The sequence below is a fragment of the Candidatus Ryanbacteria bacterium CG10_big_fil_rev_8_21_14_0_10_43_42 genome (assembly GCA_002793915.1).
Classification (GTDB): domain Bacteria; phylum Patescibacteriota; class Minisyncoccia; order Ryanbacterales; family 2-02-FULL-48-12; genus 1-14-0-10-43-42.
Map to the genome: position 1 here is coordinate 12007 of PFEF01000004.1, position 21344 is coordinate 33350.

Genomic DNA, 21344 nt, shown 5'->3' on the forward strand with positions numbered 1-21344 from the left:
AATGGTGAAACATATAAGATAAGCAGGTGCCCTCGGCAGGAATCGAACCTGCATCCAGGGATTAGAAGACCCTTGTTCTATCCGTTGAACTACGAGGGCGGTTATATTCGTTTGGCGCGGAAAACGACAGCGTTCTATAAAGTTACAAGAACATACTACCATACTTTTCACTCTATTCCAGGGCTATTCAAAAGTCTGTCTAAAGATGTCTTCAATAGATTGCTTCACGATTGCCCGATTGTATTGGTTTTGTTTAGTGTTAAGAGTATTTACGATGGGCGTGAAATGATACTCATTTAAACGTTCTATGCTTACGGGAGGATTAAGAACAAGTCGGTCAATCTCTTTTACATATGCCCAGAACACATACGCATTAAAAGTGATTATACAAATTCCCATACCAAGAAGAATAATAAGCGTACTCCCCCAGGCGCGTTCTGGGGTTGCGCGAAAAGAATGCCATCGGGTACGCAGATTTTTTTGAAGTGATTCTATTGTTGTACGAATGGAAGACATGCGTGTGTTATGTGATTGCTGATTATTATTTAAGGGTAAGAACATCCACTGTTACCGTACTCCGTATAGGGCCGGTATGGCCGTTTTGGTTTATAGTTGCTGTCAGAATACGCGCATGAAACGGTATATTTTCGAGAAGAGTTATATACTGATAGATTTCGGGAAACGTTCCATCAAGAAAAAGATCAAATACCGAATGCTGTATTTTTTCTTCATCATTAAGCGAAGTAGAAGCGGAGTTAATAGTAAGGTCCGCGCCGCTAATAACAGCAATGCGTTCGAGTGTTTCTACAAAGGTAACGATATCGGTTGAACGGAGAAAGGCATTATTAATGCGGTTAATGTCGGATTGCTTACTGATAACCGTTGCTTCTAATTCTTTTAGGAGACGTTCTTTCTTTTTAAGAACGGCAAATTGTTCGTGTGATGCAAGAAGAGATGTATAGGAATTTTGTATAGCTTGAAAAATAAACAAATACGCCAAAAGAACAAGAAGAGCGTTTCCCAGAATACCGAATATAACCGTTAGTATAAGTTTATGCTTCTTCATCAGGTTCCTTTATAAAGATAGTAATATTAAACAGCAGATCATGCTCCCGGAGCAGGTTTGCAACCGGTGAATCAACGGATGAGAATGCCGGATAGTTTTCAAGAAGACGGATGAAGGAAAGAAAGTCGTTGCGTGAAAGGGCAATTCCCCGTATTGCTATTGTATTTTTTTCTCCTTCAAACAGTATAGTATCTATATCAATTGCAGGAGATGTTCGGTCGGCTATAGCGCGGAGATATGTTGAGAGGGGGGCTGTGGCGGAAATATTCTCGGCAAACAATGTTGTTAATTGTTCGTTGGTAGTATGAATAGTGTCTTCCGCCTGGCGTACGCGTCCTGCCTCAACGCTCTGTTTGGAAAGAGCTATTTGGCGAAGGATGGAAGGTTCTTTTAAGGAAAGAAAGAAAAAAGAAGGAAGAAGAAGTACGGAGCCTACTGCTATCAAGAGAGCTGTTATGCCAAAAAATGCAAACAGTAAACGGCTGATTTTTTCTTGACCGATCAGGGCTTGTTCTTCAGGAGAAAGTAGATTTAATATGGGGCGAATCATAGAGTGACGTGTGTAATGGGTATGGTAATTAGTTATAAAATGCGCGGATGGGATTGTTACGCTGTTTGATTCGGAAGATGAGACTGTTTCATGGTACCTAGCGCCAGTCCGATGCTTGTTGTGTATCCGAGTGATGTATTAAATTCTATTTCAGGAACGTACGATGGTACGCGTACAACATTGGTCCATACATTAGCGTGTTCCACCGGAAGATCGATATTCTTCTCTATGTAGCGGACAAGATGGGTAAGATTTGCATCTCCCCCGCACAGATAAACTTTTTTTATAGCCATATCTCCTGCCTGATTAGTTCGAATGTTTTCCGATTGCCAGAAATTAATACGTAATATGATTTCGTTTTGAATGGCTTGTACGAGGGGGAGGAGGGCGGTGAATAATTTTTTTGTTTCGTCAGATTCTGAAAGGCCGTATCGTTTTTTCATTTTTTCAGCCTCACGAACGGATATATTAAGAGTGCGCGCGATGGCTTCATGAAAGTGGTTTCCGCCTATGGCGATGGTTGATGTAAAATGAGCAAACCCATGACGCGCAATGAGGAGACTTGTACGAGTAAGACCGATATCCACAATAAGTGTTGGGTTAGCTAATTCGTTTTGTGGAACTACGGCACGTGCGATAGCTTCCGATTCAATTTCGGCCGCAAGAGGCGTAAGGCCCGCACGTTGAACGGTTGTCTTATACGATTCAACAATAATTTTCGGATAGGCGACAATTAAAACATCAAGAGTGTCCTTTTTTGTTTCGGATGGTATGACATGATGAGCAAACGTAACATCTTCCGGTTGAAGGGGGACGTGTTCATCAAGTTGAAGACGAATGGCCCCGGCGACATCCTTTTCCGGCATGCGGGGGAGCTGGATACGGCGTACAAACCCCTGTTCTTCCGGAAGAGAAAAGGCCGCATAAGTATATGGTTTTTTATGAAATGTTTGCTTTAATAAATCCGAAAGAGCATCTTCATTTTTAATAATACCCGCACCCACAATTTCAGAGGGAATGGGTACTGATCCATAGTCTCCGATACGATATCCTCCCTTGGGGTGTTCTTCCAGTTTTATATATTTATATGAATTATCCGAAATATCGAGTCCACATGCGTTTAAATGCAAAAAAGGGGGACCGTGAAATAACGCTCGTAAAAAATTCATAATGTATTAAGTATAAAGAATTACGAATCAAGAAGAAAGAACAAAAAAGAAAAAATGTGCAAAAACTATATTATATGTTTTGTATTATAAAACCGCCATACTCGTATGGCGGTTTTTATGTTTATGAATGATTAAAATCCTCCGCTCACGGAAGAATAAAGCGGTTGAATCATGGAAATTGCAAAAAATCCGACAACGATACCGATAATAACCATAAGCACAGGTTCGATAATACTGGAAAGATCTTTTGTAGCGGCGGCAACTTCTCCTTCATAAAATAATGCAAGCTCCTCGAGCATTTCATCCGTTTTTCCCGTTTCTTCTCCCACGGCGATCATCTCACCGACCAATACGGGATACAAATCGGTATGGGTTATGAATGATTCCGAGATAGTGGATCCTTTCTGAATATTTTTTAACGCTTCTTTCAGAACGTTTTTATACAAATGATTTTGGAGAACATCCTGAGTAATGTTTAACGCTTGAGTTATGGGAACGCCGGATTCAATAAGAGATCCCATGGTGCGTGCGGTACGCGCCGAATTCATTTTTTTGAATAATTCACCCAGTACGGGAAGGCGCATTATAATAACATCAAAAATATATTTTACCCGGGAAGTGTGCATGGCAAGGTAAAAAAGATACCCTATAACGGGCATTAGAAACACGCTGGTAACGCCCCAGGTTGTGAGTCCGTTGCTTATGGCTATGATAAGTTTTGTGCTTGCCGGAAGATCAATGCCCAATTCTAAAAAAGTGGAAGAAAGGGTTGGTACAACATAAACCATCATAAGAATACCGATCGAAATCATAACGGTAATAATAACGCCCGGATAGATAAGTGCTCCTTTTACTTTGCGGCGCAGTTCATAATCGTTTTGCATCTGAATGGCAAGTACCGAAAGAGATTCATCAAGTTTTCCGGAGACTTCTCCCGCCTGTACCATGGCCGTAAAAATATGTGAAAATACTTTCTGATGTCGTTTGGTGCTTTCAGATAATGATATACCGTTCTTTACCTGTTCGGACAGATCAAGAATAACTTTTTTGAATGTGGGGTTTTCGCTTTGCTTGTGCAGTACTTCAAGTGCTTTTGTAATGGAAAGCCCGGCACGTATCATAACACTCAAGTTGCGCGCAAAAATCATCTTGTCTTCCAAAGAAACTTTCCCCAATTTTTGCAGTATATTTTTTAGAGATACAAGAGATTTTTTCCCCGCACCTTCTTCTTCGGCATGTATGAGCATGTACCCTTCCTCCCGAATGGATATGGTAAGATCACGGATGTCTTTTGCCGCGCGTGTACCGGTTGTTTCTTCTCCGGTTATTTTTTTTGCTCTGAAGGTATATGTAGGCATTATTCACTTGTTACGCGCATAATTTCTTCAATAGTGGTGAGACCTTGGGCGGCTTTAACGATACCATCTTCAAACATAGTCATCATACCATCCTTCTTTGCCGCCGTTTCAATATCATCGGCGGTGGCATTTTGTGCTACGAGGCGTTTGATGTTTTCGTTCATAAATAAAACCTCATGAATACCGATACGTCCGTGATATCCATCCGCGCATTCCGCTGTTTTTTTAGGGCGATAAAAGGGAATATCATCCCATCCGGTTCCTTTTTTTATAATATGTTCGTCTTCAAGAAGAGTTCGCACGCGTTCCAGATCAATTCCCGCTTCAAGATGAGCAATATCTTCTTTTGTTAATGTATATTGCTCCTTTTCCGCACACAAGGTGCGCACGAGCCGTTGCGCTATAATGACATTTACGGTGGATGCGATAAGGAATGGCTCTACTTTCATATCCAAAAGGCGGGGCAGGGAGCCGGCCGCCGAGTTTGTGTGCAGGGTGGAAAGAACAAGGTGTCCGGTAAGAGCGGCATTTATGGCAAGGGAAGCGGTTTCCTGATCTCGAATTTCTCCCACCATTATAATGTCAGGGTCTTGCCGGAGAAGAGAACGAAGTCCATTTGCAAATGAAAATCCAATATCTGGTTTTACCTGGCTTTGATTAATGCGCGGCATACGGTATTCCACCGGATCCTCAATAGTGGAGATATTTACCTCCGGCGTGTTGAGTAAATCAAGAACAGTATAAAGGGTGGTTGTTTTTCCTGATCCGGTAGGTCCGGTTGCCAGTATCATGCCGGTGGGGCGTTTTATATTGGCGTGTATTTTTTCTAGCTGATCTCCATGAAAGCCCAATTTTTCAAGGGTGAACCCTTTGGAATTTTCGGGCAAAAGACGTACAACAATCTTTTCTCCTTCTGCAATCGGCAAGATAGATACCCGAAAAGAAACCTTGTATTCATCGGTTTCTAGCTTAAATCTTCCGTCTTGCGGTAGGCGGTGTTCATCGAGTTTCAGGCTTGAGAGCACTTTAATGCGCGCCACAATACCGGGCGCCACCGTTTTAGGAAGAACCATGGCGTCATGAAGAATACCGTCCAGGCGATACCGTACAAGCACTTCTTTTTCCATGGGTTCTATATGTATGTCGGATGCTTTTTGTAATATGGCATGGCGAATAAGCGTATCCACAATTTTAATGATGGGAAGATCTTCAGCGATTTTCTTCAAATCTTCCGGTGTTTGATCCGTTTCAGAAAAGGAAGATTCTTCCAGGCTTGGAAGTGGCGCCACAGCCGCCGACTCCTGTTTTATAATATCTCCAAATTCTGCTTCAAGACTTTTTTGGTATTGTTGTAAGGCGTGTTTTATGGACGCTGTAGTGGTAAAGCGCGGTATGATGCGCAGATTGGATTTTTTCTTTATAAAATCAATGGTAGCCATATCTTCCGGATCTATCATAGCAACTTCAAGATCCTTTCCTTGTTTGCGAAATGCAATAATATTATGCCTGCGCGCAATGGGTTCCGGAATAATGCGGAGTATGTCATCATCAATTTTTTCCTTTTCCAGGCTGATAAAAGGAATGCCCAAAATATACGCCTGCAGACGCATGAGTTCGTCCTCCTTTATTTTTCCGGTCGCAATAAGGATGTGGGATAACTTATCCCCTTTGTCTTTTGCTTGCTTTTCCGCTTCATCCAGATCTTTTTTGGAAAGGAGCTCTGCGTCAAGAATAAACGCCTTAAGTTGTTGTTCTTCAACGTGGAGTGGCATGGTAAAAGTTAAATGGATGCTTTAATTTTTTGGCAAATTTCATCTAAGCTGTAGTTTGCCTTTATTAAATTATGTTTTAGTACCAAGATGCGGTGTCTTTTTTTGTTTCCCCCTAAACTGATTCGTTTTTGATAAAAAGGGATTATAGCCATGGAAAGTTTATTATATGGTAACGTCACGTTTTGTGACTTTTGACGGCACTTGTGAAGAGTCTGTTTTGGTCGAATCTGCATGGAGTAATGTCTTTTTCGGCGTGATGGGTAAGGTAAACCAAAAGGTTGTATGCTTATCTTCAGCGCTGGTAAATCCCATAGAGCCACCCGCACCGGTAACAATTGCTTTTGCTACATAAAGTCCGAGCCCGCTTCCTTCCGTTTGCCATTTAATAGATGTTCGTGCGCGGAAAAACTTTTCAAATATACGGCCCTGATCTTCGTAGGGTATGGAAATACCTTTGTTTGTTATGGACCATCGGACATATTTTTTCTCTTTCCGCAAAGAAATAGTTGCCGTAGTACCGGGGTAACTGTAGCGAATAGCGTTATCAACAAGATTTTGCACCACCCAACGCGTATAGATGGCATCTCCCATGGTAAGCGGCAAGTCGGAGGGTATATCCTCTATAGCAAGTGTGATCTCGGATTTAGTGGCGGCATCACGATATGCCGTTACGATATCGGCGGTAAGATCGGCGATGGAGAGGGGTTTTAAGGTAAGGGAAAGTTGGTCATTATCGATTCTGCTAACGGCAAGCAGATCATTTACTAAGCGAAGCATGACATCGTTTTGATTATTGATCATTTCAAGCTGTTCTCGTACTTCAGGCAGGTAGTTTTTTTCCTCCAATAAAACTTCCAACTGCCATTTTACGGAGGTAAGCGGACTTCGTAGTTGATGTGACGCAATGCTTACGAATTCGGCTTTTGCACGTGCGGCTTCCGCCATTTGTTCGAATGAGCGGATAATAATATGGCTAAGGGCAAATAAAACAGCGGTGACTCCCGGTACAACGATGAGAGTAATTTCGGGAGTAGCATATCGTTCAGCGGCAATAAAGGTACCGAGGATGGCGCAGATAATAACGATTCCCATGATAATAAAAAGAAAATGAGGACACGCCCACAACACGACATGATAACGTGCGCACTGTTCTGAAATATTCAGTTCCCGAAAGATGTTATGTATAGTCATGCAATCAGTATATCATGCGTATATTTTCCAACAATGGATAGAAGTCATGTATGTACAAATTAATCCCCAACCTTCATACTTACAATCAAAATAGGAGGCTCTATGTCGTTTACATTAATGCTTTGTTTTTTTTCGGGAGCGGTTTTATTTATGATGTGTTCAACCATAGTCGAGAGGTGCAGAGCGTTCCCCGAAATATTGTACGTGCTGTTGCGGATTTGTTCGGGGGGTTGTCTCTTGGGTGGCGTAGCTCACATACCTTGGATGCTATACGGACCCATGGGGTATGTAGGAATAGTGCTGGGCGGCATCATGGCCTGTATCTTATTTGTCATGATCATAGCAATAGCTAATATGTGGATGATTGGTTACGATATTGGTTGACGACAGGTCGAAAAATATGGTACTATGCACACATATTCGGTTTTGCTTTGTTGTTATTGTCTGCTTGAGAGAGCGGACATTTTTATTAGTAGGCATCGGGCGCGCTGTCGTGGGAAGCGTCTCAATGCCTAAATCATAACATCCACTATCATGATGGATTTAAAAGTAGTTCATTCTATGCTCGATCAGCTTGCCGAGGAAAAAGGTATTTCCAAGGAAAAAGTGCTTGAGACCATAGAAATGGCATTGGCGGCGGCGTATAAAAAAGATTATGGCAGAAAAAGCCAGATCATACGCGCCGAGCTTGATGCCGCCACCGGTGCGGTGATATTTTCGCAGATAAAAATTGTTGTCGACGAAACGCTGGTAAAAACAGAAGAAGAAATTGAAGCCGAAGAAGAAACTCATACGGAGGAGGATCCGACAAAACAAGACGAGGCATTGCGCCGTTCCGGAAGAAAAAATAAAGAATACGAAATGGAAGACCTCCCGAAAGAAGGGGAAGAGAAGCGTATTCGGTTTAATGCGGAGCGTCATATCATGCTTTCGGACGCCCGTGCCATAAAAAAAGACGCGGAATTGCATGATGAGCTCGTATTTCCCTTGGAAACCCATGATGATTATGGACGCATCGCGGCTCAAACCGCAAAGCAGGTTATCATTCAGCGCATTCGTGAGGCGGAGCGGGAGGCGGTGTTTGATGAATTTCAGGACCGGGAGGGAGAAATTATTTCCGGCATAGTACAGCGTATCGAAGGAAAAAACGTATATGTTGATTTAGGGCGTACCACGGCACTCTTGGCTCCCGAAGAACAGGTGGTGCAGGAACGGTATCGCATCGGAGAGCGTATGAAAGCACTTTTGTTTTCGGTGGATCGGGAAGCAAAAGGACCGTCTCTTCGCTTGTCGCGCTCGCATCCCCGATTTGTTATGAAATTATTTGAGCTGGAAGTCCCCGAAATTGCAAACGGAGCGGTGGAAATTAAAGCAATCGCCCGCGAGGCAGGGGCTCGATCAAAAATTGCGGTTGTGTCTCACGAAGATGGCGTGGATCCGGTTGGTTCTTGTGTGGGACAAAAGGGCGTGCGGGTCAGTACCGTTATTGCGGAGTTGGGCGGTGAAAAGATAGATATCATCGAATGGGATGAGGATCCTATGCGATTTATCTCCAATGCTGTTGCTCCTGCAAAGGCGCTGGAGGTTATTCTTTCAGAAGAGGAGCGTTCCGCTAAAGTGATGGTGGGAGGAGATCAGCTATCTCTTGCAATCGGAAAGGGCGGACAGAATGTACGCTTGGCGGCAAAACTGACCGGATGGAAAATTGATGTGCGTTCAAAGGACGGAAGTTCTCCGGAAGACGTATTTGTCGGCGAGGCGGACGAAGAGGATGACATATCTTTAGCGTCTGACTCTACGGAAGACCCGGACGATTCTTCGGAAGAAGAGAAAGAATAATAACTATCCTATTACGAATTAGAATATAAATATCATGATTGAATTATTTGCTATCGGTATAAGCGGTATCGCCATTCTTTATGCATTTTTCTTGATGCGTAGTATTACAAAGGCGGATACCGGAAATGATGAAATGCAAAGCATAGCCACCGCCATTCAGGAAGGCGCCCAGGCATACTTGAAACGGGAATATCGTGTTATCGCAATTGTTGCCGTTATTGTTGCTGTTTTGCTCGCGGTATTTTTGAGTATGAATGTGGCGGTTGGGTTTATTATTGGTGCCGTCGCATCCGGATTTGCGGGGTATCTTGGTATGAAAACAGCAGTACTTGCAAATGTGCGCACGGCAGAAGCGGCGCGGAGTGGTATGGACGGCGCATTTCGTATGGCGTACCGGGGAGGTGCCGTTACAGGATTTTTAGTCGTAGGACTTGGTCTTTTGGTGGTGTCCGGTCTTTGGTATGTGGTAAAAGATACGCCGGATGGCTTGCAGGCGCTTATTGGTCTTGGATTTGGCGGGTCTCTCATTTCGGTATTTGCGCGTCTTGGCGGCGGTATCTATACGAAAGGCGCTGATGTGGGTGCTGATCTTGTCGGTAAGGTGGAGGCGGGTATTCCGGAAGACGACCCTCGCAATCCGGCGGTTATCGCTGACAACGTGGGTGACAACGTGGGAGATACGGCGGGAATGGCTGCTGATTTATTCGAAACATATGTGGTAACAACGGTAGCCGCTATGATTTTGGGATCCAGCATCTTTGGCGGTCTGGAAGCTGTACAAAGTTATCCGATTTTATTAGGTGCGGTATCTCTTGTGGCGTCTCTCATCGGATCTTCCTTTGCGCGATTAGGATCATCAAAATCTATTATGGGAGCACTTTATTGGGCGCTTGGCGTGTCAGTGGTAATTTCAGGAATTCTTTTTATCCCCGCAACGAAATTTTTTGTAACAGCCCCGGGAAGTTCTTCATTCGGTCCGTTTGCCGGCATGTCGCTTATTCCCGGTAATTGGACACACGTATACGGAGCCGCGCTGATAGGGCTTGCCGTTGCCGTGCTTATGGTAGTGGTCACCGAATATTATACATCAAAAAAATTCCGTCCGGTGCAGTCTATAGCTGAAGCATCAGCCCAAAGTCCCGGTACGAATATTATTATAGGTCTTTCGGTTGGTATGGAAGCTACCGTACTTCCTATTATTATCATCGCGTTCGGTATGCTCTTCGCCTTTAACTTGTTTGGGCTTTACGGTGTTGCCGTAGCGAGTGTTGCCATGTTGTCTCTTACCGGCATTGTGGTCGCTATTGATGCATTTGGTCCCATTACCGATAATGCGGGCGGTATTGCGGAAATGGCGGGATTGCCGAAAGAAGTACGCGAAATAACCGATGAATTGGATGCGGTGGGAAATACCACGAAAGCGGTTACAAAAGGATATGCCATCGCGTCTGCCGGACTTGCCGCCTTGGTGTTATTTGCTTCTTATACGGAAGAACTTGCCGCCGCGGGTGCCGATGTTTTATTTGAACTATCCGATCCGTTAGTTATTATCGGTATTTTCTTTGGTGCGACGTTGCCGTACCTGTTCGGTTCTCTTGCTATGCGCGCTGTGGGACGTGCGGCGGGAAGCGTAGTGGAAGAGGTACGTCGTCAATTTCGGGAAATCCCCGGTATTATGGAAGGAACGGCAAAGCCGGAATATGCACGTGCGGTTGATATTGTTACGAAAGCCGCACTAAAAGAGATGATACTCCCGGCCATTATCCCGATTATTGTCACTGTGGCGGTTGCTCTCGTATTTGGCGCAAGTGCGCTTGCCGGACTTCTTATTGGTGTTATTACGTCAGGGTTGTTTGTTGCTCTTTCCATGACGTCCGGAGGCGCCGCTTGGGATAACACGAAAAAATTTATCGAAGAAGGAAATTATGGCGGCAAGGGTTCGCCGGCTCATGCGGCGGCTATTATCGGAGATACTGTCGGAGATCCGTATAAAGATACGGCGGGACCGGCAATTAACCCTATGATTAAGGTGGTTAATATTGTTGCCCTTCTTCTTGTTAGTTTTCTTGTTTAGAAAAAGAGCGAAGAATATAAAAGCCCCCTCATTGCGGGGCTTTTTTTACCGGTGAATATATGATACGCTCTAAGTCAGTACATTGGAAAAGGAGGAAGGCATATGCCTAAGGATATTATACTTCTTGTTGATTTTGATGGAACATTAGCTTGTACGTTACATCTGGGGGAGTGCGTGCGTCTTGCGTTTGCCGAACAAGGATTTGAAGTTGAAGACAATTTTGTCGAAAAATTTCACGGAAATAATTTCTCTGCATTTGTAACGGAGTACTATCCGAATCTTGATGTGGATAGTTTTAAAAAATCCGTAACACTTCACGAGACTCAAAAAAACAACGGGTTGTATGAAGGAGTTCTCGACATGCTTCTGTGTTGGAAGAATCTTCCTATTCGATTGTGTTTGTTTACGGCACGTGACGAGTGTTCCGTAGAAAGTCGGCTAGATAATCATGGTATACGACATTTTTTTGATGTCGTATGTACGAGTGATCACTACTATCCTCTCGGAAAATCGGATGTCGGCAGTATGGAGATGATGCTGGGATATTATAGGGAACGTAATATTGATGGCACATTTTGGTATGTGGGTGATTCTTATATTGATTTTTTGTCAGCAAAGAATAATGGCATAGGGAATACCTTTTTTAGGGCTGTTGTACACGGAGACGTCACGCGGCGAGATGAATTAATCAATTCCGGTGTGCCGGAAGAACTCATTATCAACCATCCTTCCGAGATGACTCTTATTATGTTTCCTGAACTTCAACGATAGCCGTGCATAAACCCGGCTTTTTTCTTACATAAAACAATAGATAGGCAATAATAACCTTTATACGCTATAATGAAAAAACAGTATTATTTTTTAAGTAGAACAGCGTTTTTATGCCCAATAAAAACAAACCGGTTATTCTTATCGTAATGGACGGCGTCGGGATAAGTCCGTATCCGAATGATTCTCCTTTCGCCCAGGCAACGATTCCCACGTTTCATGAGCTGGAAACAAACTGGCCGTTTACCACGCTTCGTGCATCCGGTGTGGCGGTGGGTCTCCCTTGGGGTGAAGAGGGAAACAGTGAAGTGGGACATCTTACAATGGGGGCGGGACGCATTATTTATCATCATCTGCCCCGCATCATAACCGCCATTCAGGATAAATCCTTTTTCGAAAACGAGGCATTTCTTACGGCATCCGCACATGTAAAAAAACGCAACAGCACACTGCATTTAATGGGGCTTTTTTCAACCGGTTCGGTGCATGCTTATATTGATCATTTGTACGCACTTCTTGAATTTGCCGAAATGCAGGATATTCCCAATGTCATGATTCATATTTTTACGGACGGACGCGATGCTCCACCCGATGAAGCTCTTGGATTTATAAAACAATTTCGTGAACGCATGGATACGCTTTATCCCCGGGCGCGAATTGCATCGATTATAGGACGTCATTATGCGATGGACCGCGAAGAAAATTGGAATCTTACGGAACAGGCATATAATCTTCTAGTAAATAGTGTCGGAAATGCATTTAGGGATCCGGGGGAATACATCAAGCAGTCGTACGCCAACGGAAAAACGGATGAATTTATTGATCCGGGATATCTTTTTGGAAACGAGGGTGTTCCGCGGGGAAGGGTGCAGGATGGAGATGCCGTTATTTACTATGATTTTCGCGAGGATTCCGTACGCCAGCTTACGGAGGCCTTTCTTTCGGATAATTTCTCATACTTTAACAGAGAAAAAAAATTGGAAGATATTTGTTTCGTAACCATGACGGAATACGAAAAGAGTTTTCCGGCACTGGTGGCATTTCCTCCGTTGGAAGTGGAGTGGCCGCTTGCACGCGTTATTAGCGAAGCGCATTTACTTCAGCTTCATGTGGCAGAGACGGAAAAATATGCGCATATTAGTTATTTTTTTAATGGTGGCCGTGAGAAAGTATTTGACGGCGAGGAACGAAAGCTCATATCTTCACAGGTTGCCGGGCAATTTATAGAGCATCCCGAAATGGCGGCAGAGGAGATTATGCAGACAATACTTTCCGGTATTGATACCTACGATTTTATTCTCGCAAATTTTGCAAACGGGGATATGGTGGGACATACGGGAAATTTTAAAGCCACGGTAAAAGCATTGGAGGTTTTGGATACAGTTTTAGGAAAGATTATTCCGCCGGTGCTCGAAATGGGAGGCGCTCTTGTTATAACTGCTGATCATGGAAATGCCGAAGAAAAGCGCACGCATGACGGCGAGCCGCGAACAAAACATACGGCAAATCCGGTTCCGTTTTATGTGGTTGCGAATGGTATGAAGCGCGAAACGCCGCGTACACCGGACGAAATAACGGCCCAAAGAAAAGAAGTGGGCGGCGTACTGACGGATGTTGCACCCACTGTTTTAGATCTTATGAATTTACGTCCCTCCGGTGAGATGGCGGGCATTAGTCTACTCTCTATTCTCAAAAACCAAGTATAAAGAATTTATTTTCCGTTTGACGTTTTTCTCTTAATTATCTCATCAATAATACCGTACTTCTTTGCTTCTTCCGGTTCCATGTGGTAATCACGATCCGTATCTTTGTCTACTACGGTTATCGATTTCCCGGTGTGTTTTGAAAGGATCTGGTTAAGCTTGTCTTTTAATCGTAAGATGTGGCGTGCTGAAATTTCAATATCGGTAGCCTGTCCTTCAATGCCGCCCGCCATAATCTGATGAATCATTATCTCCGCATTGGGAAGTGCATAGCGTTTTCCTTTGGCTCCTGATGCCAAAAGAAGAGCCGCCCCCGATGCCGCAAGCCCTACGCAAATGGTAGAAACGGGCGGTTTTATGTATTGCATGGTGTCATATATGGCAAGCGCGGATGACACGGAGCCGCCCGGTGAATTTATATAAATCTGAATATCCTTCTTGGGATCTTGTGATTCCAAAAAGAGGAGCTGTGCAATAATGGCGTTTGCCATAGGATCGTTAATGGGGCCGCCAAGAAAAATAATACGCTCCTTTAATAAGCGCGAATAAATATCATAAGCGCGTTCGCCGTAAGTGGATTTTTCTATAACTGTTGGAATTAACATTTTTTGATGCTAGGTAATAAATAACAGGTCGAAATATTTATATATTACGCCGTCAAATTGTTTTTTTCCGAAGAATCGGACACATTGCCTATACCTTCGAGAAAGTGGAATACGCTTTCATTTCGCAGTACACCATAAGCATATTCTTTTACGCGCATGGGGTCAATTTGTTTTCGTACTTCCTCATCCTGTTTTTCCATATACATATCTGCCCATGCCGTAACTTCTTTTTCCGTAGGATCTAAAGATTCTTTTTTACCGATCTCCTTTAATGTAAGCGCGCATTTTACCCGTCGTTCGGCATCCCCTCGCCATTCATTAAGCAGATCTTCCTCACCTTTTTTAATGTGCTTCAAGTATTCTTCCCATGGCATACCCATCTGACCTATATTCATCTGAAGTTCTTGGAGCATTTTTTGTTGTTCGGAAGCAATGAGAAGTTCCGGTAGGTCCATTTCCGCCTTCTCAATTATTGCATCTAAAATTCCCATCTTATGGCTGTCACGCGCTTTTTGTTCTTTCTCAAGTTTAAGATTTGCTTCAATGGTTGTTTTTAGTTCGGCAAGTGTTTTAAAGTTTCCTACCGATTTTGCAAATTCATCGTCAAAAACGATTTTCGTACTTTCGTCAGTTTCGTGTGAAGACGATTCCTTTTTTTCTTCCCCCGCTTCCTTTTGTTCCCGTGTTTTCTTAAGCCATTCAAGCGATTTTGTAATCTCTTCTTCCGTTACGGTGATAGGGTCTTTTTTCTCGGTATTCTTCTCCCGTGCAATGGCGGTATAGTCGGGAAGGGTAATGTCGGGCATAGTCATTACTTCCGCTTCCCATTCAAACGGATTACCTTTTGCCAGTTTTTTTATCTTTATCTGTGGCCGACCAATAGCGTCTATTTTATGTTCCGTGAGTACATGCGGGTAATGTTCCTCTAGTGCCATTTGTGCGGCTTCCTCCAAGAGTTTACCTTCCCCCACGCGCTCAAGCACCATATGTTCCGGAGCTTTCCCTTTTCTGAATCCGGGGAGCTCGGCTCCTTCCATAATCTGTTTTGTGGCGCGCGCAACAAAACGGTCAAAATCCTCTGCCGGAAGCACCCCCTCTATTAATACAAGTGATTTTGGTTTCTTGGTTACTGTTGTTTGCATTACAATAGTCTACCATATTTTTGAGAAAAATCAATATATCCGGATGTTTTCTCGATATTCTTCCAACACCCCAAACACCCTAATATATAGGGCATATAACGGTTGATTATGGCGTTTGAGGTCATTTTATTGTAGAATTGCGGACATCGGAATGCGGTATGTTTAAGAATGTCAAAAGCGGGCAGATTCCATTACCTAAGACGCGCCATCCTTCGGCCGGGAATCCCACTTTAATCATATTAAAAGTGAAGAATGGAGAGGTGGCAGAGTCCGGTTGAATGCGCACGACTCGAAATCGTGTATACCGCAAGGTATCGAGGGTTCGAATCCCTCCCTCTCCGCCAAAAACATATACCCATTCCATGGGTATATGTTCCCTAAGTTGGAAAGAGGGATTCGAAGGGTACTTTTTTAGAATGCCGGGGGCATTATAAAAAAGACCCGGGCTGTGAAGGAGGAGTGAAGCAGGGGCCCGCGAAGCGGGATGCGGAACGACGGGTGAACAGGAATCCCTCCCTCTCCGCCCGTAGGACGAAGACCGCGCGCAGGCTCTTGTTGTCCTTTGTTCACAACAGGTTTTTCAGGTTCGAACCCGCCTTTTTCTTTGGGTCGACGAGACAGAGACTTTTCGAGGAGGAAGAATGGTTTTTTGGCTTGCAGACAGAGTTTTTTGTCCTTCAACGTGAGGTTCGAACCTAAGACCGTGAGTATCTCCTTTTTCGTCTTCGGATCACCTTGCGCAAACCATTCTCGGGCGAAGCAGGCAAACGTAAACGTCTGCTCTGTGGTTTAAGAGGTGTTTGCTCTTTTACATCAGGAGCGATGCGATGCACTTTTTTGGTTGTTGTTATATACTTCCATGGTACCACCTGTTATATCTCACAGAAAGTTTGTCTGATATTTTGGGTATCTGTCACTTCTTTCCGTTTCGATACCTCAACTGCTAAGCAATTCTATGCAGTAGGGATTGCGAATTCTGGCGCCGCTCTTTTTGAGTCTGTTGCGCTGGGCGTAGGAACAGCAGATAATTCAACCTTGTTAAAAATTTTTAATTTCTACCATAGCTTATGGGAGGCGATAGTTATAAAATATACTCAAGGAAGCGGATCGTGAAAAACTTTCAAAATCCGCTACACAAATTTATGTATCAAAATGATAAAAACAATAAAGGAATAGATTTAAGTGGTTCGACCAAAGATTCCGGCACCGATGTGAAGTTTAAAGAATATCGAATATCGCATCCATATTATCCTGAAACGTCAAAGATTATTCGGTGGGTAATTAAATATTCAGGCGGGCTTGTCAAAGACGAAAAACAGGCAAGTTATGTTTTGTTTGGGTTTGTTGTGGCGGCAGCAGTTATTATTTTAATAGTTTTAATTTTTAGTAGAAGTTCATCAAGTGAGATTAGAAAGATAATACCGAAAAAAGAATATATTGATCCCCCAAAACCATGGATACAAAATCTTTAAAACATAAATCCGGTTTTACGCTTATAGAGTTATTAGTGGTTATTGCCATCATTAGTCTTTTAGCCAGTATTGTATTAGCGAGTTTGAACAACGCACGGATTAAATCGAGAGATGTAAAACGACAAGGTGATTTAAAGCAATTACAACTTGCGTTGGAATTATTTTTTGATTCAAACGGAAGCTATCCTAACGGTTGTTGGAATTATTATGAAAAAGACGGCATAAATTATATTCCCGGACTTGCCTCTTCATTTATTGCACAACTCCCCAGAGACCCCTTACAAGGTCAATCTTGCCCGGGGGGAATTGGCGACAACAGTAATTTAAGGACATATTATTATTGTTCAAATGGCCAAGAGTATAAAATTAATGTCTGCTCTGAAAGCGTAATTCCCCTGGGTAGCCCTTGGTATGATATCTTTCGTCCTGGGTATGCATGGATGGTATGTAGTGGAGAACCAGCTTGTAGTTCATTCTAATCCCAAGCATTCCCACCCAAACTTTACCAAAAAGTTCCACGGGAACAAAAATTGGAGGAGAATTTTTTGAGGAAAATTTCTGCCCGCCTGTCAGATCTAAGACAATTTATTGTAGGTTGGTTAATGCTTTGGAGTGTGATAATCTGACACGGCTGAATTATTATATATGAAAATACTCAAGATACGGAATAAAAATGCGATGCTAGAACTTTTGCAGAGCGGAGCTTCGTTCGAGAAGATATCTATTGCAAACGATCTGGATAGAGATAATCTCACGCAACAAATTATTACGGCGGCTGAGAAAAGACGAATACCTATCGAGAAAGTGCCTATTCAAAAAATGGTGCGCCGGAGAAGCGGTCTTACCAGAGAAGTATTAGTGGGGTATCTCATACCTGAAAATATCCATACACTTAGGGATATTTTGGACGATCTTCATGAAAAAGACCGTTATCCGTTCTTTTTGCTTATTAACCGTGTTGATTTTGAAAGTAATATCGGCGTTATTGCACGAACTGCCTTTGCCGCCGGTATAAACGGCCTTATTTTTCAGGGGGATGAGGAGAAATTTTTAAACGAAGAAACGGTCCATATTTCCATGGGTGCCATTATGCGTATCCCTCTTGTTAAAATGACCATTTTCGAAGCACTGAAAGAAATGCAGAAAAATGGCATTGCAACCATGTGTTTACAGATGGGGGGCGAGATATATTCGGACGTAGATCTTTCGGGACCGGTTGCTTTTGTAGTGGGAGCGGAAGAAAAAGGGGTATCGGATGAAATACTTGAGCGGTGTGATAAAAAAATATCAATTCCTATGCGTGATGGTATTGATTCCCTTAATGTGGGGGTAAGTACAGCTATTGTACTTTATGAAAAAATTCGCCAGGACGGAAAGGTACTTTAATTAGAGGGTATGTTTTTGTGGTCTGCTATTCGTTTCCCGTATTGATTTCATTTTGTATGATGAAAGAATGTTTCGCAGAACAAAACGACATCAAAAAAAACACGACGAATGCGTGCTTCGTTCGGCGAAATGGCATGCATGGAACGGGTATGCTGTTACGGCGGATTTACCCGGATATCCCCGCCCGAAAACAATTTACGGCTACATTCCGGACATGATTGCCCGAAAGCGCGGACGAGAGGTGATACTGGAAGTGGAAACACATCTTTCGCTGTACAAGGATTCTGATCAACACAGAGCGTTTCGCTTGTATGCCAATAGAAAGAAGCACCGGCAGTTTCGGATTAAATTGGTTTAAACGAAACTCGCTTTAGTTGTTATAAAACGTTATTTTTGCTACACTTTTTGTATTGTACCTCATATTTTCAAGGATATTTTTTGCAATACGGAATAATATAACTCATTAATGTATTTTATTATGTTTCCATCCACCGATGTTATACTTTTTGGTGTTATTGCGGCATTCACTCTTGTTCTCTTGATGGTTATCTATCAGTTGTGGCGTGTGGAGAAGCGATTTGCCAGGCTCATGAAGGGAGGAGATGCAAAAAGCTTGGATGAAGTAATTGGACTTATGCGTCAAGAAATTGTGGAAGCGAAAAAAAATATACAGCATACCTACAATCATCTAAAAAATGTGGAAGAGCGCGTGCAGAGCGGTGTGCGCAAAGTGGAAATGGTGCGGTTTAACCCGTTTAAAGATGCCGGAGGAGATCAAAGTTTCTCGATAGCTCTTCTTGACGAAAAGCATAAAGGCGTGGTTATATCAAGTCTCTACTCGCGCGAAGGCGTGCGTGTATATGCAAAACCGGTAGACAATGGCACATCTACTTATGCCCTTTCGGTGGAGGAACAGCATGTTATTGATAATGCGACAAAGCAAGCGTAGAAATTATGCCTAAAAAATCTAAAGAACAAAACAATGAAGCGCATACGGTTCGTCCGCCCGTGGTGGTTGTAATGGGACATATTGATCATGGAAAAACAACGTTTCTTGATTATATCCGGGAGGCAAACGTGGCGGGAGGCGAGTCGGGGGGGATTACCCAGCATGTTGGTGCGCATGAAATGAAACACAACGACCGCCGCATTACATTTCTCGACACTCCGGGACACGAGGCGTTTTCTCGTATGCGTGCACGCGGTGCGGGAGTGGCGGACGTGGCGATTTTGATGGTGGCGGCGGATGATGGCGTAAAGCCGCAAACCATAGAGGCTCTGAAAGCTATTAAAGATGCCGGCATACCGTTCGTTGTCGGTATTAATAAAATTGATAAGCTCGAAGCGGCTCCCGATAAGGTAAAGGGGGAGCTCGCCGAACATGAAGTTCTCGTGGAAGGATGGGGTGGAAATATACCGGTAGGGCTTATTTCCGCAAAAACGGGGGAAGGCGTGCCTGATCTTCTCGATCTCATTTTGTTGGTCGCTGATCTGGAAGAATTTACCGGGGATCCGTCTTTACCCGGGCGTGGTGTGGTGATTGAATCGCATATGGACGGCCGGCGCGGTGTTACGGTAACGCTTCTTATAAAAGACGGTACGCTTAGGCGCGGCGATTGGGTGCGTGTAGGGAATTGTTTGGCGAGTATTAAAATAATGGAGGACTCAAACGGAGATATTCAGAATGAAGCCATATTCTCAAGTCCGATGCGCGTATTGGGATTTAGTGCGGTTCCTGAAGTGGGGCAGGAGTTTGTTGCTTTTGCCAATAAGAAAGAGGCGGAGAAATTCATGTTTGAGGACCGTCCTTTAGCGGAAGACTCTACCGATGAATCTAAAACGGAGGAGGAAAAAAAGGATGTGGTTGAAATTCCTATTTTGATAAAAGCGGATGTAACGGGATCCGAAGAAGCTATCGCACAAAAAATCGAAGAGCTCTCCAAAGGACCAAACATAACACTGCGCGTTCTTAGGAGCGGTTTGGGAGATATTTCGGATGATGATGTAAAAGCTGTTTCCGCACAGGAAGGCGCTATTATCGTAGGGTTTAAGGTGCGCGCTTCCGCTTCCGCCCATGCTCTTGCCGAACGTTTTTCTGTTACGATAAAAACATTTGATATTATTTATGAACTGATAGACTGGCTTAAAGAGGCGGTGGAGAATCGCATTCCGCCGGAGGTAGAGCGCGTGGAAGGGGGGAAGCTCTTGGTGCTTAAGGTGTTTAACAACGAAAAAAACAAACAGGTATTTGGCGGAAAGGTTACGGAGGGCGCACTGCGCATTAAAGCCATATTCGATTTGGTGCGAAAAGAGCATGTAATAGGCACGGGCACCATAACGAATCTTCAGCAAAATAAGATGAACGTGCAGGAAGTATTGGCGGGACTTGAATGCGGGCTTGCGGCGGAGGCGAATGCTGAAATAAAGGAAGGGGATGTGATTGCTACATATTCGGAACAAGTAACGCAAAGAAAACTCTCCGTTTAGCAAGAGTCTATGGATGATATACGAAATGAGCGAACATTATCGCTTCTGAAAGAAATTGCGGGAAGGTTTATACAAGAAGAAGTGGACGTACCGCCCGGTATGCTTCTTACGGTTATGCGCGTGGAGTGGGGAGCAGATAAAACACACGCGATTGTATACGTATCTCCTTTTCCCACAAACCGGGTTGGTATGGTACTTGAGAAATTACGCCGCTTACAGCTTCCGTTTAATACCTATGCGCGAAAAAAGTTGGGCATGAAGCATATTCCCGATATACGTTTTTATTTGGACGATACGGAGGTAAAAAAAGATCGCGAAGAAAAGATGTCGGAGGAATAAATTATAGGTATCGTTTTTGGGTATGCTTGTATGAAGTGCTTTGCCTGCCTATAATAGGATAGCGCATGTGTTCTCTTTGGGCATGGTAGCCAAGTGGTAAGGCAGGGGTCTGCAAAACCCCTATACGCGGGTTCGATTCCCGCCCATGCCTCATAACGGATGTATGGGCCCAGGTGGTGGAATGGTATACACGGGGGACTTAAAATCCCCTGCTCGAAAGGGCTTGTGGGTTCGAATCCCACCCTGGGCACCAGTTGGGAAAATCCATACGATTTGGTCGCCGAGCGAAGCGAGGCGACATCTGAGTCCTTTGCTTTTCGAACGTGGTGTATTTATACAACCACGCTCGAACCTATTTCCAAAATCGCTGACAATTCCCACGCGCGGAGCGCGTTGTAGCTTTGAACTAAATTATACGCTCCG

20 protein-coding genes and 4 tRNA genes are annotated in these 21344 nt (G+C 43.7%); 14 read left to right on the forward strand and 10 right to left on the reverse strand.

All coding sequences use genetic code 11. The annotated features are described in order from the left end of the window. Window positions 1–24 precede the first annotated feature (24 nt). The 8 genes from COU90_01330 to COU90_01365 form a co-directional block, all read right to left on the reverse strand. Window positions 25–99: transfer RNA gene (locus COU90_01330), tRNA-Arg, on the reverse strand. An 84-nt stretch (window positions 100–183) separates the two neighbouring features. Further along, window positions 184–516 carry a hypothetical protein gene (locus tag COU90_01335; GenBank protein ID PJE64681.1) on the reverse strand — a complete coding sequence of 111 codons (333 nt, stop codon included), beginning with the start codon at window positions 514–516 and terminating at the stop codon, window positions 184–186. Between the two features lie 25 nt (window positions 517–541). Beyond that, entirely contained in the window at window positions 542–1066 is a 525-nt protein-coding gene (locus COU90_01340) for a hypothetical protein (protein PJE64682.1), read from the reverse strand. Further along, on the reverse strand, window positions 1053–1616 hold the full coding sequence (locus tag COU90_01345; protein PJE64683.1) for a hypothetical protein: 564 nt from the start codon (window positions 1614–1616) through the stop codon (window positions 1053–1055). Before COU90_01345 ends, COU90_01340 begins: the two co-directional genes overlap by 14 nt. 56 nt (window positions 1617–1672) lie before the next feature. Next, the gene (locus tag COU90_01350) at window positions 1673–2785 is read right to left on the reverse strand and encodes a hypothetical protein (protein PJE64684.1); all 1113 of its coding nucleotides are present in this window, start codon (window positions 2783–2785) and stop codon (window positions 1673–1675) included. 131 nt (window positions 2786–2916) lie between these two features. Beyond that, on the reverse strand, window positions 2917–4143 hold the full coding sequence (locus tag COU90_01355) for a hypothetical protein (GenBank protein ID PJE64685.1): 1227 nt from the start codon (window positions 4141–4143) through the stop codon (window positions 2917–2919). After that, window positions 4143–5915, reverse strand: coding sequence for a hypothetical protein (locus COU90_01360; protein PJE64686.1), 1773 nt, complete (start codon window positions 5913–5915; stop codon window positions 4143–4145). Before COU90_01360 ends, COU90_01355 begins: the two co-directional genes overlap by 1 nt. A gap of 162 nt (window positions 5916–6077) precedes the next feature. Then, on the reverse strand, window positions 6078–7106 hold the full coding sequence (locus COU90_01365; protein PJE64687.1) for a hypothetical protein: 1029 nt from the start codon (window positions 7104–7106) through the stop codon (window positions 6078–6080). Window positions 7107–7667: 561 nt separating this feature from the next. On the opposite strand from COU90_01365, the gene nusA reads away from it, so the two are divergent. From nusA to COU90_01385, 4 genes are all read left to right on the forward strand, one after another. Further along, entirely contained in the window at window positions 7668–8945 is a 1278-nt protein-coding gene (gene nusA / locus COU90_01370) for a transcription termination/antitermination protein NusA (GenBank protein ID PJE64700.1), read from the forward strand. 34 nt (window positions 8946–8979) lie between these two features. After that, window positions 8980–11019, forward strand: coding sequence for a sodium-translocating pyrophosphatase (gene hppA, locus COU90_01375; GenBank protein ID PJE64688.1), 2040 nt, complete (start codon window positions 8980–8982; stop codon window positions 11017–11019). A gap of 102 nt (window positions 11020–11121) precedes the next feature. Then, window positions 11122–11790 carry a hypothetical protein gene (locus tag COU90_01380; GenBank protein ID PJE64689.1) on the forward strand — a complete coding sequence of 223 codons (669 nt, stop codon included), beginning with the start codon at window positions 11122–11124 and terminating at the stop codon, window positions 11788–11790. Window positions 11791–11900: 110 nt separating this feature from the next. Beyond that, window positions 11901–13493 (forward strand): 2,3-bisphosphoglycerate-independent phosphoglycerate mutase, encoded by a 1593-nt coding sequence (locus COU90_01385; protein ID PJE64690.1) that lies wholly within the window; start codon window positions 11901–11903, stop codon window positions 13491–13493. Window positions 13494–13498: 5 nt separating this feature from the next. Here COU90_01385 and COU90_01390 read toward each other — a convergent pair whose 3' ends face one another. Both COU90_01390 and COU90_01395 read right to left on the reverse strand, forming a co-directional pair. Continuing rightward, complete coding sequence (locus COU90_01390) at window positions 13499–14095, reverse strand: ATP-dependent Clp protease proteolytic subunit (protein PJE64691.1); 597 nt, start codon at window positions 14093–14095, stop codon at window positions 13499–13501. Window positions 14096–14139: 44 nt separating this feature from the next. After that, a complete protein-coding gene (locus COU90_01395) occupies window positions 14140–15237 on the reverse strand; it encodes a hypothetical protein (GenBank protein ID PJE64692.1) in 1098 nt (365 codons plus the stop codon). A 254-nt stretch (window positions 15238–15491) separates the two neighbouring features. Here COU90_01395 and COU90_01400 point away from each other — a divergent pair. The 10 genes from COU90_01400 to COU90_01445 all read left to right on the forward strand — a co-directional run bounded on the left by COU90_01400 (window position 15492) and on the right by COU90_01445 (window position 21174). Further along, a tRNA-Ser gene (locus COU90_01400) sits at window positions 15492–15581 on the forward strand. 798 nt (window positions 15582–16379) lie between these two features. Next, entirely contained in the window at window positions 16380–16709 is a 330-nt protein-coding gene (locus tag COU90_01405; GenBank protein ID PJE64693.1) for a hypothetical protein, read from the forward strand. After that, window positions 16691–17188: a hypothetical protein gene (locus COU90_01410; protein ID PJE64694.1), complete on the forward strand. Its 498-nt coding sequence runs from the start codon at window positions 16691–16693 to the stop codon at window positions 17186–17188. Before COU90_01405 ends, COU90_01410 begins: the two co-directional genes overlap by 19 nt. Before the next feature lie 166 nt (window positions 17189–17354). Continuing rightward, window positions 17355–18095, forward strand: a complete 741-nt coding sequence (locus COU90_01415) for a hypothetical protein (GenBank protein PJE64695.1) — start codon at window positions 17355–17357, stop codon at window positions 18093–18095. A gap of 67 nt (window positions 18096–18162) precedes the next feature. After that, window positions 18163–18453, forward strand: coding sequence for a hypothetical protein (locus COU90_01420; protein PJE64696.1), 291 nt, complete (start codon window positions 18163–18165; stop codon window positions 18451–18453). Window positions 18454–18561: 108 nt separating this feature from the next. Continuing rightward, complete coding sequence (locus tag COU90_01425; GenBank protein ID PJE64697.1) at window positions 18562–19044, forward strand: DUF4446 domain-containing protein; 483 nt, start codon at window positions 18562–18564, stop codon at window positions 19042–19044. Between the two features lie 5 nt (window positions 19045–19049). Continuing rightward, on the forward strand, window positions 19050–20582 hold the full coding sequence (gene infB / locus COU90_01430; GenBank protein ID PJE64698.1) for a translation initiation factor IF-2: 1533 nt from the start codon (window positions 19050–19052) through the stop codon (window positions 20580–20582). A gap of 9 nt (window positions 20583–20591) precedes the next feature. Next, a complete protein-coding gene (locus COU90_01435; protein ID PJE64699.1) occupies window positions 20592–20921 on the forward strand; it encodes a hypothetical protein in 330 nt (109 codons plus the stop codon). 79 nt (window positions 20922–21000) lie between these two features. Continuing rightward, a tRNA-Cys gene (locus COU90_01440) sits at window positions 21001–21072 on the forward strand. A 16-nt stretch (window positions 21073–21088) separates the two neighbouring features. Next, window positions 21089–21174 (forward strand) — tRNA-Leu (locus COU90_01445). Window positions 21175–21344: the final 170 nt, after the last annotated feature.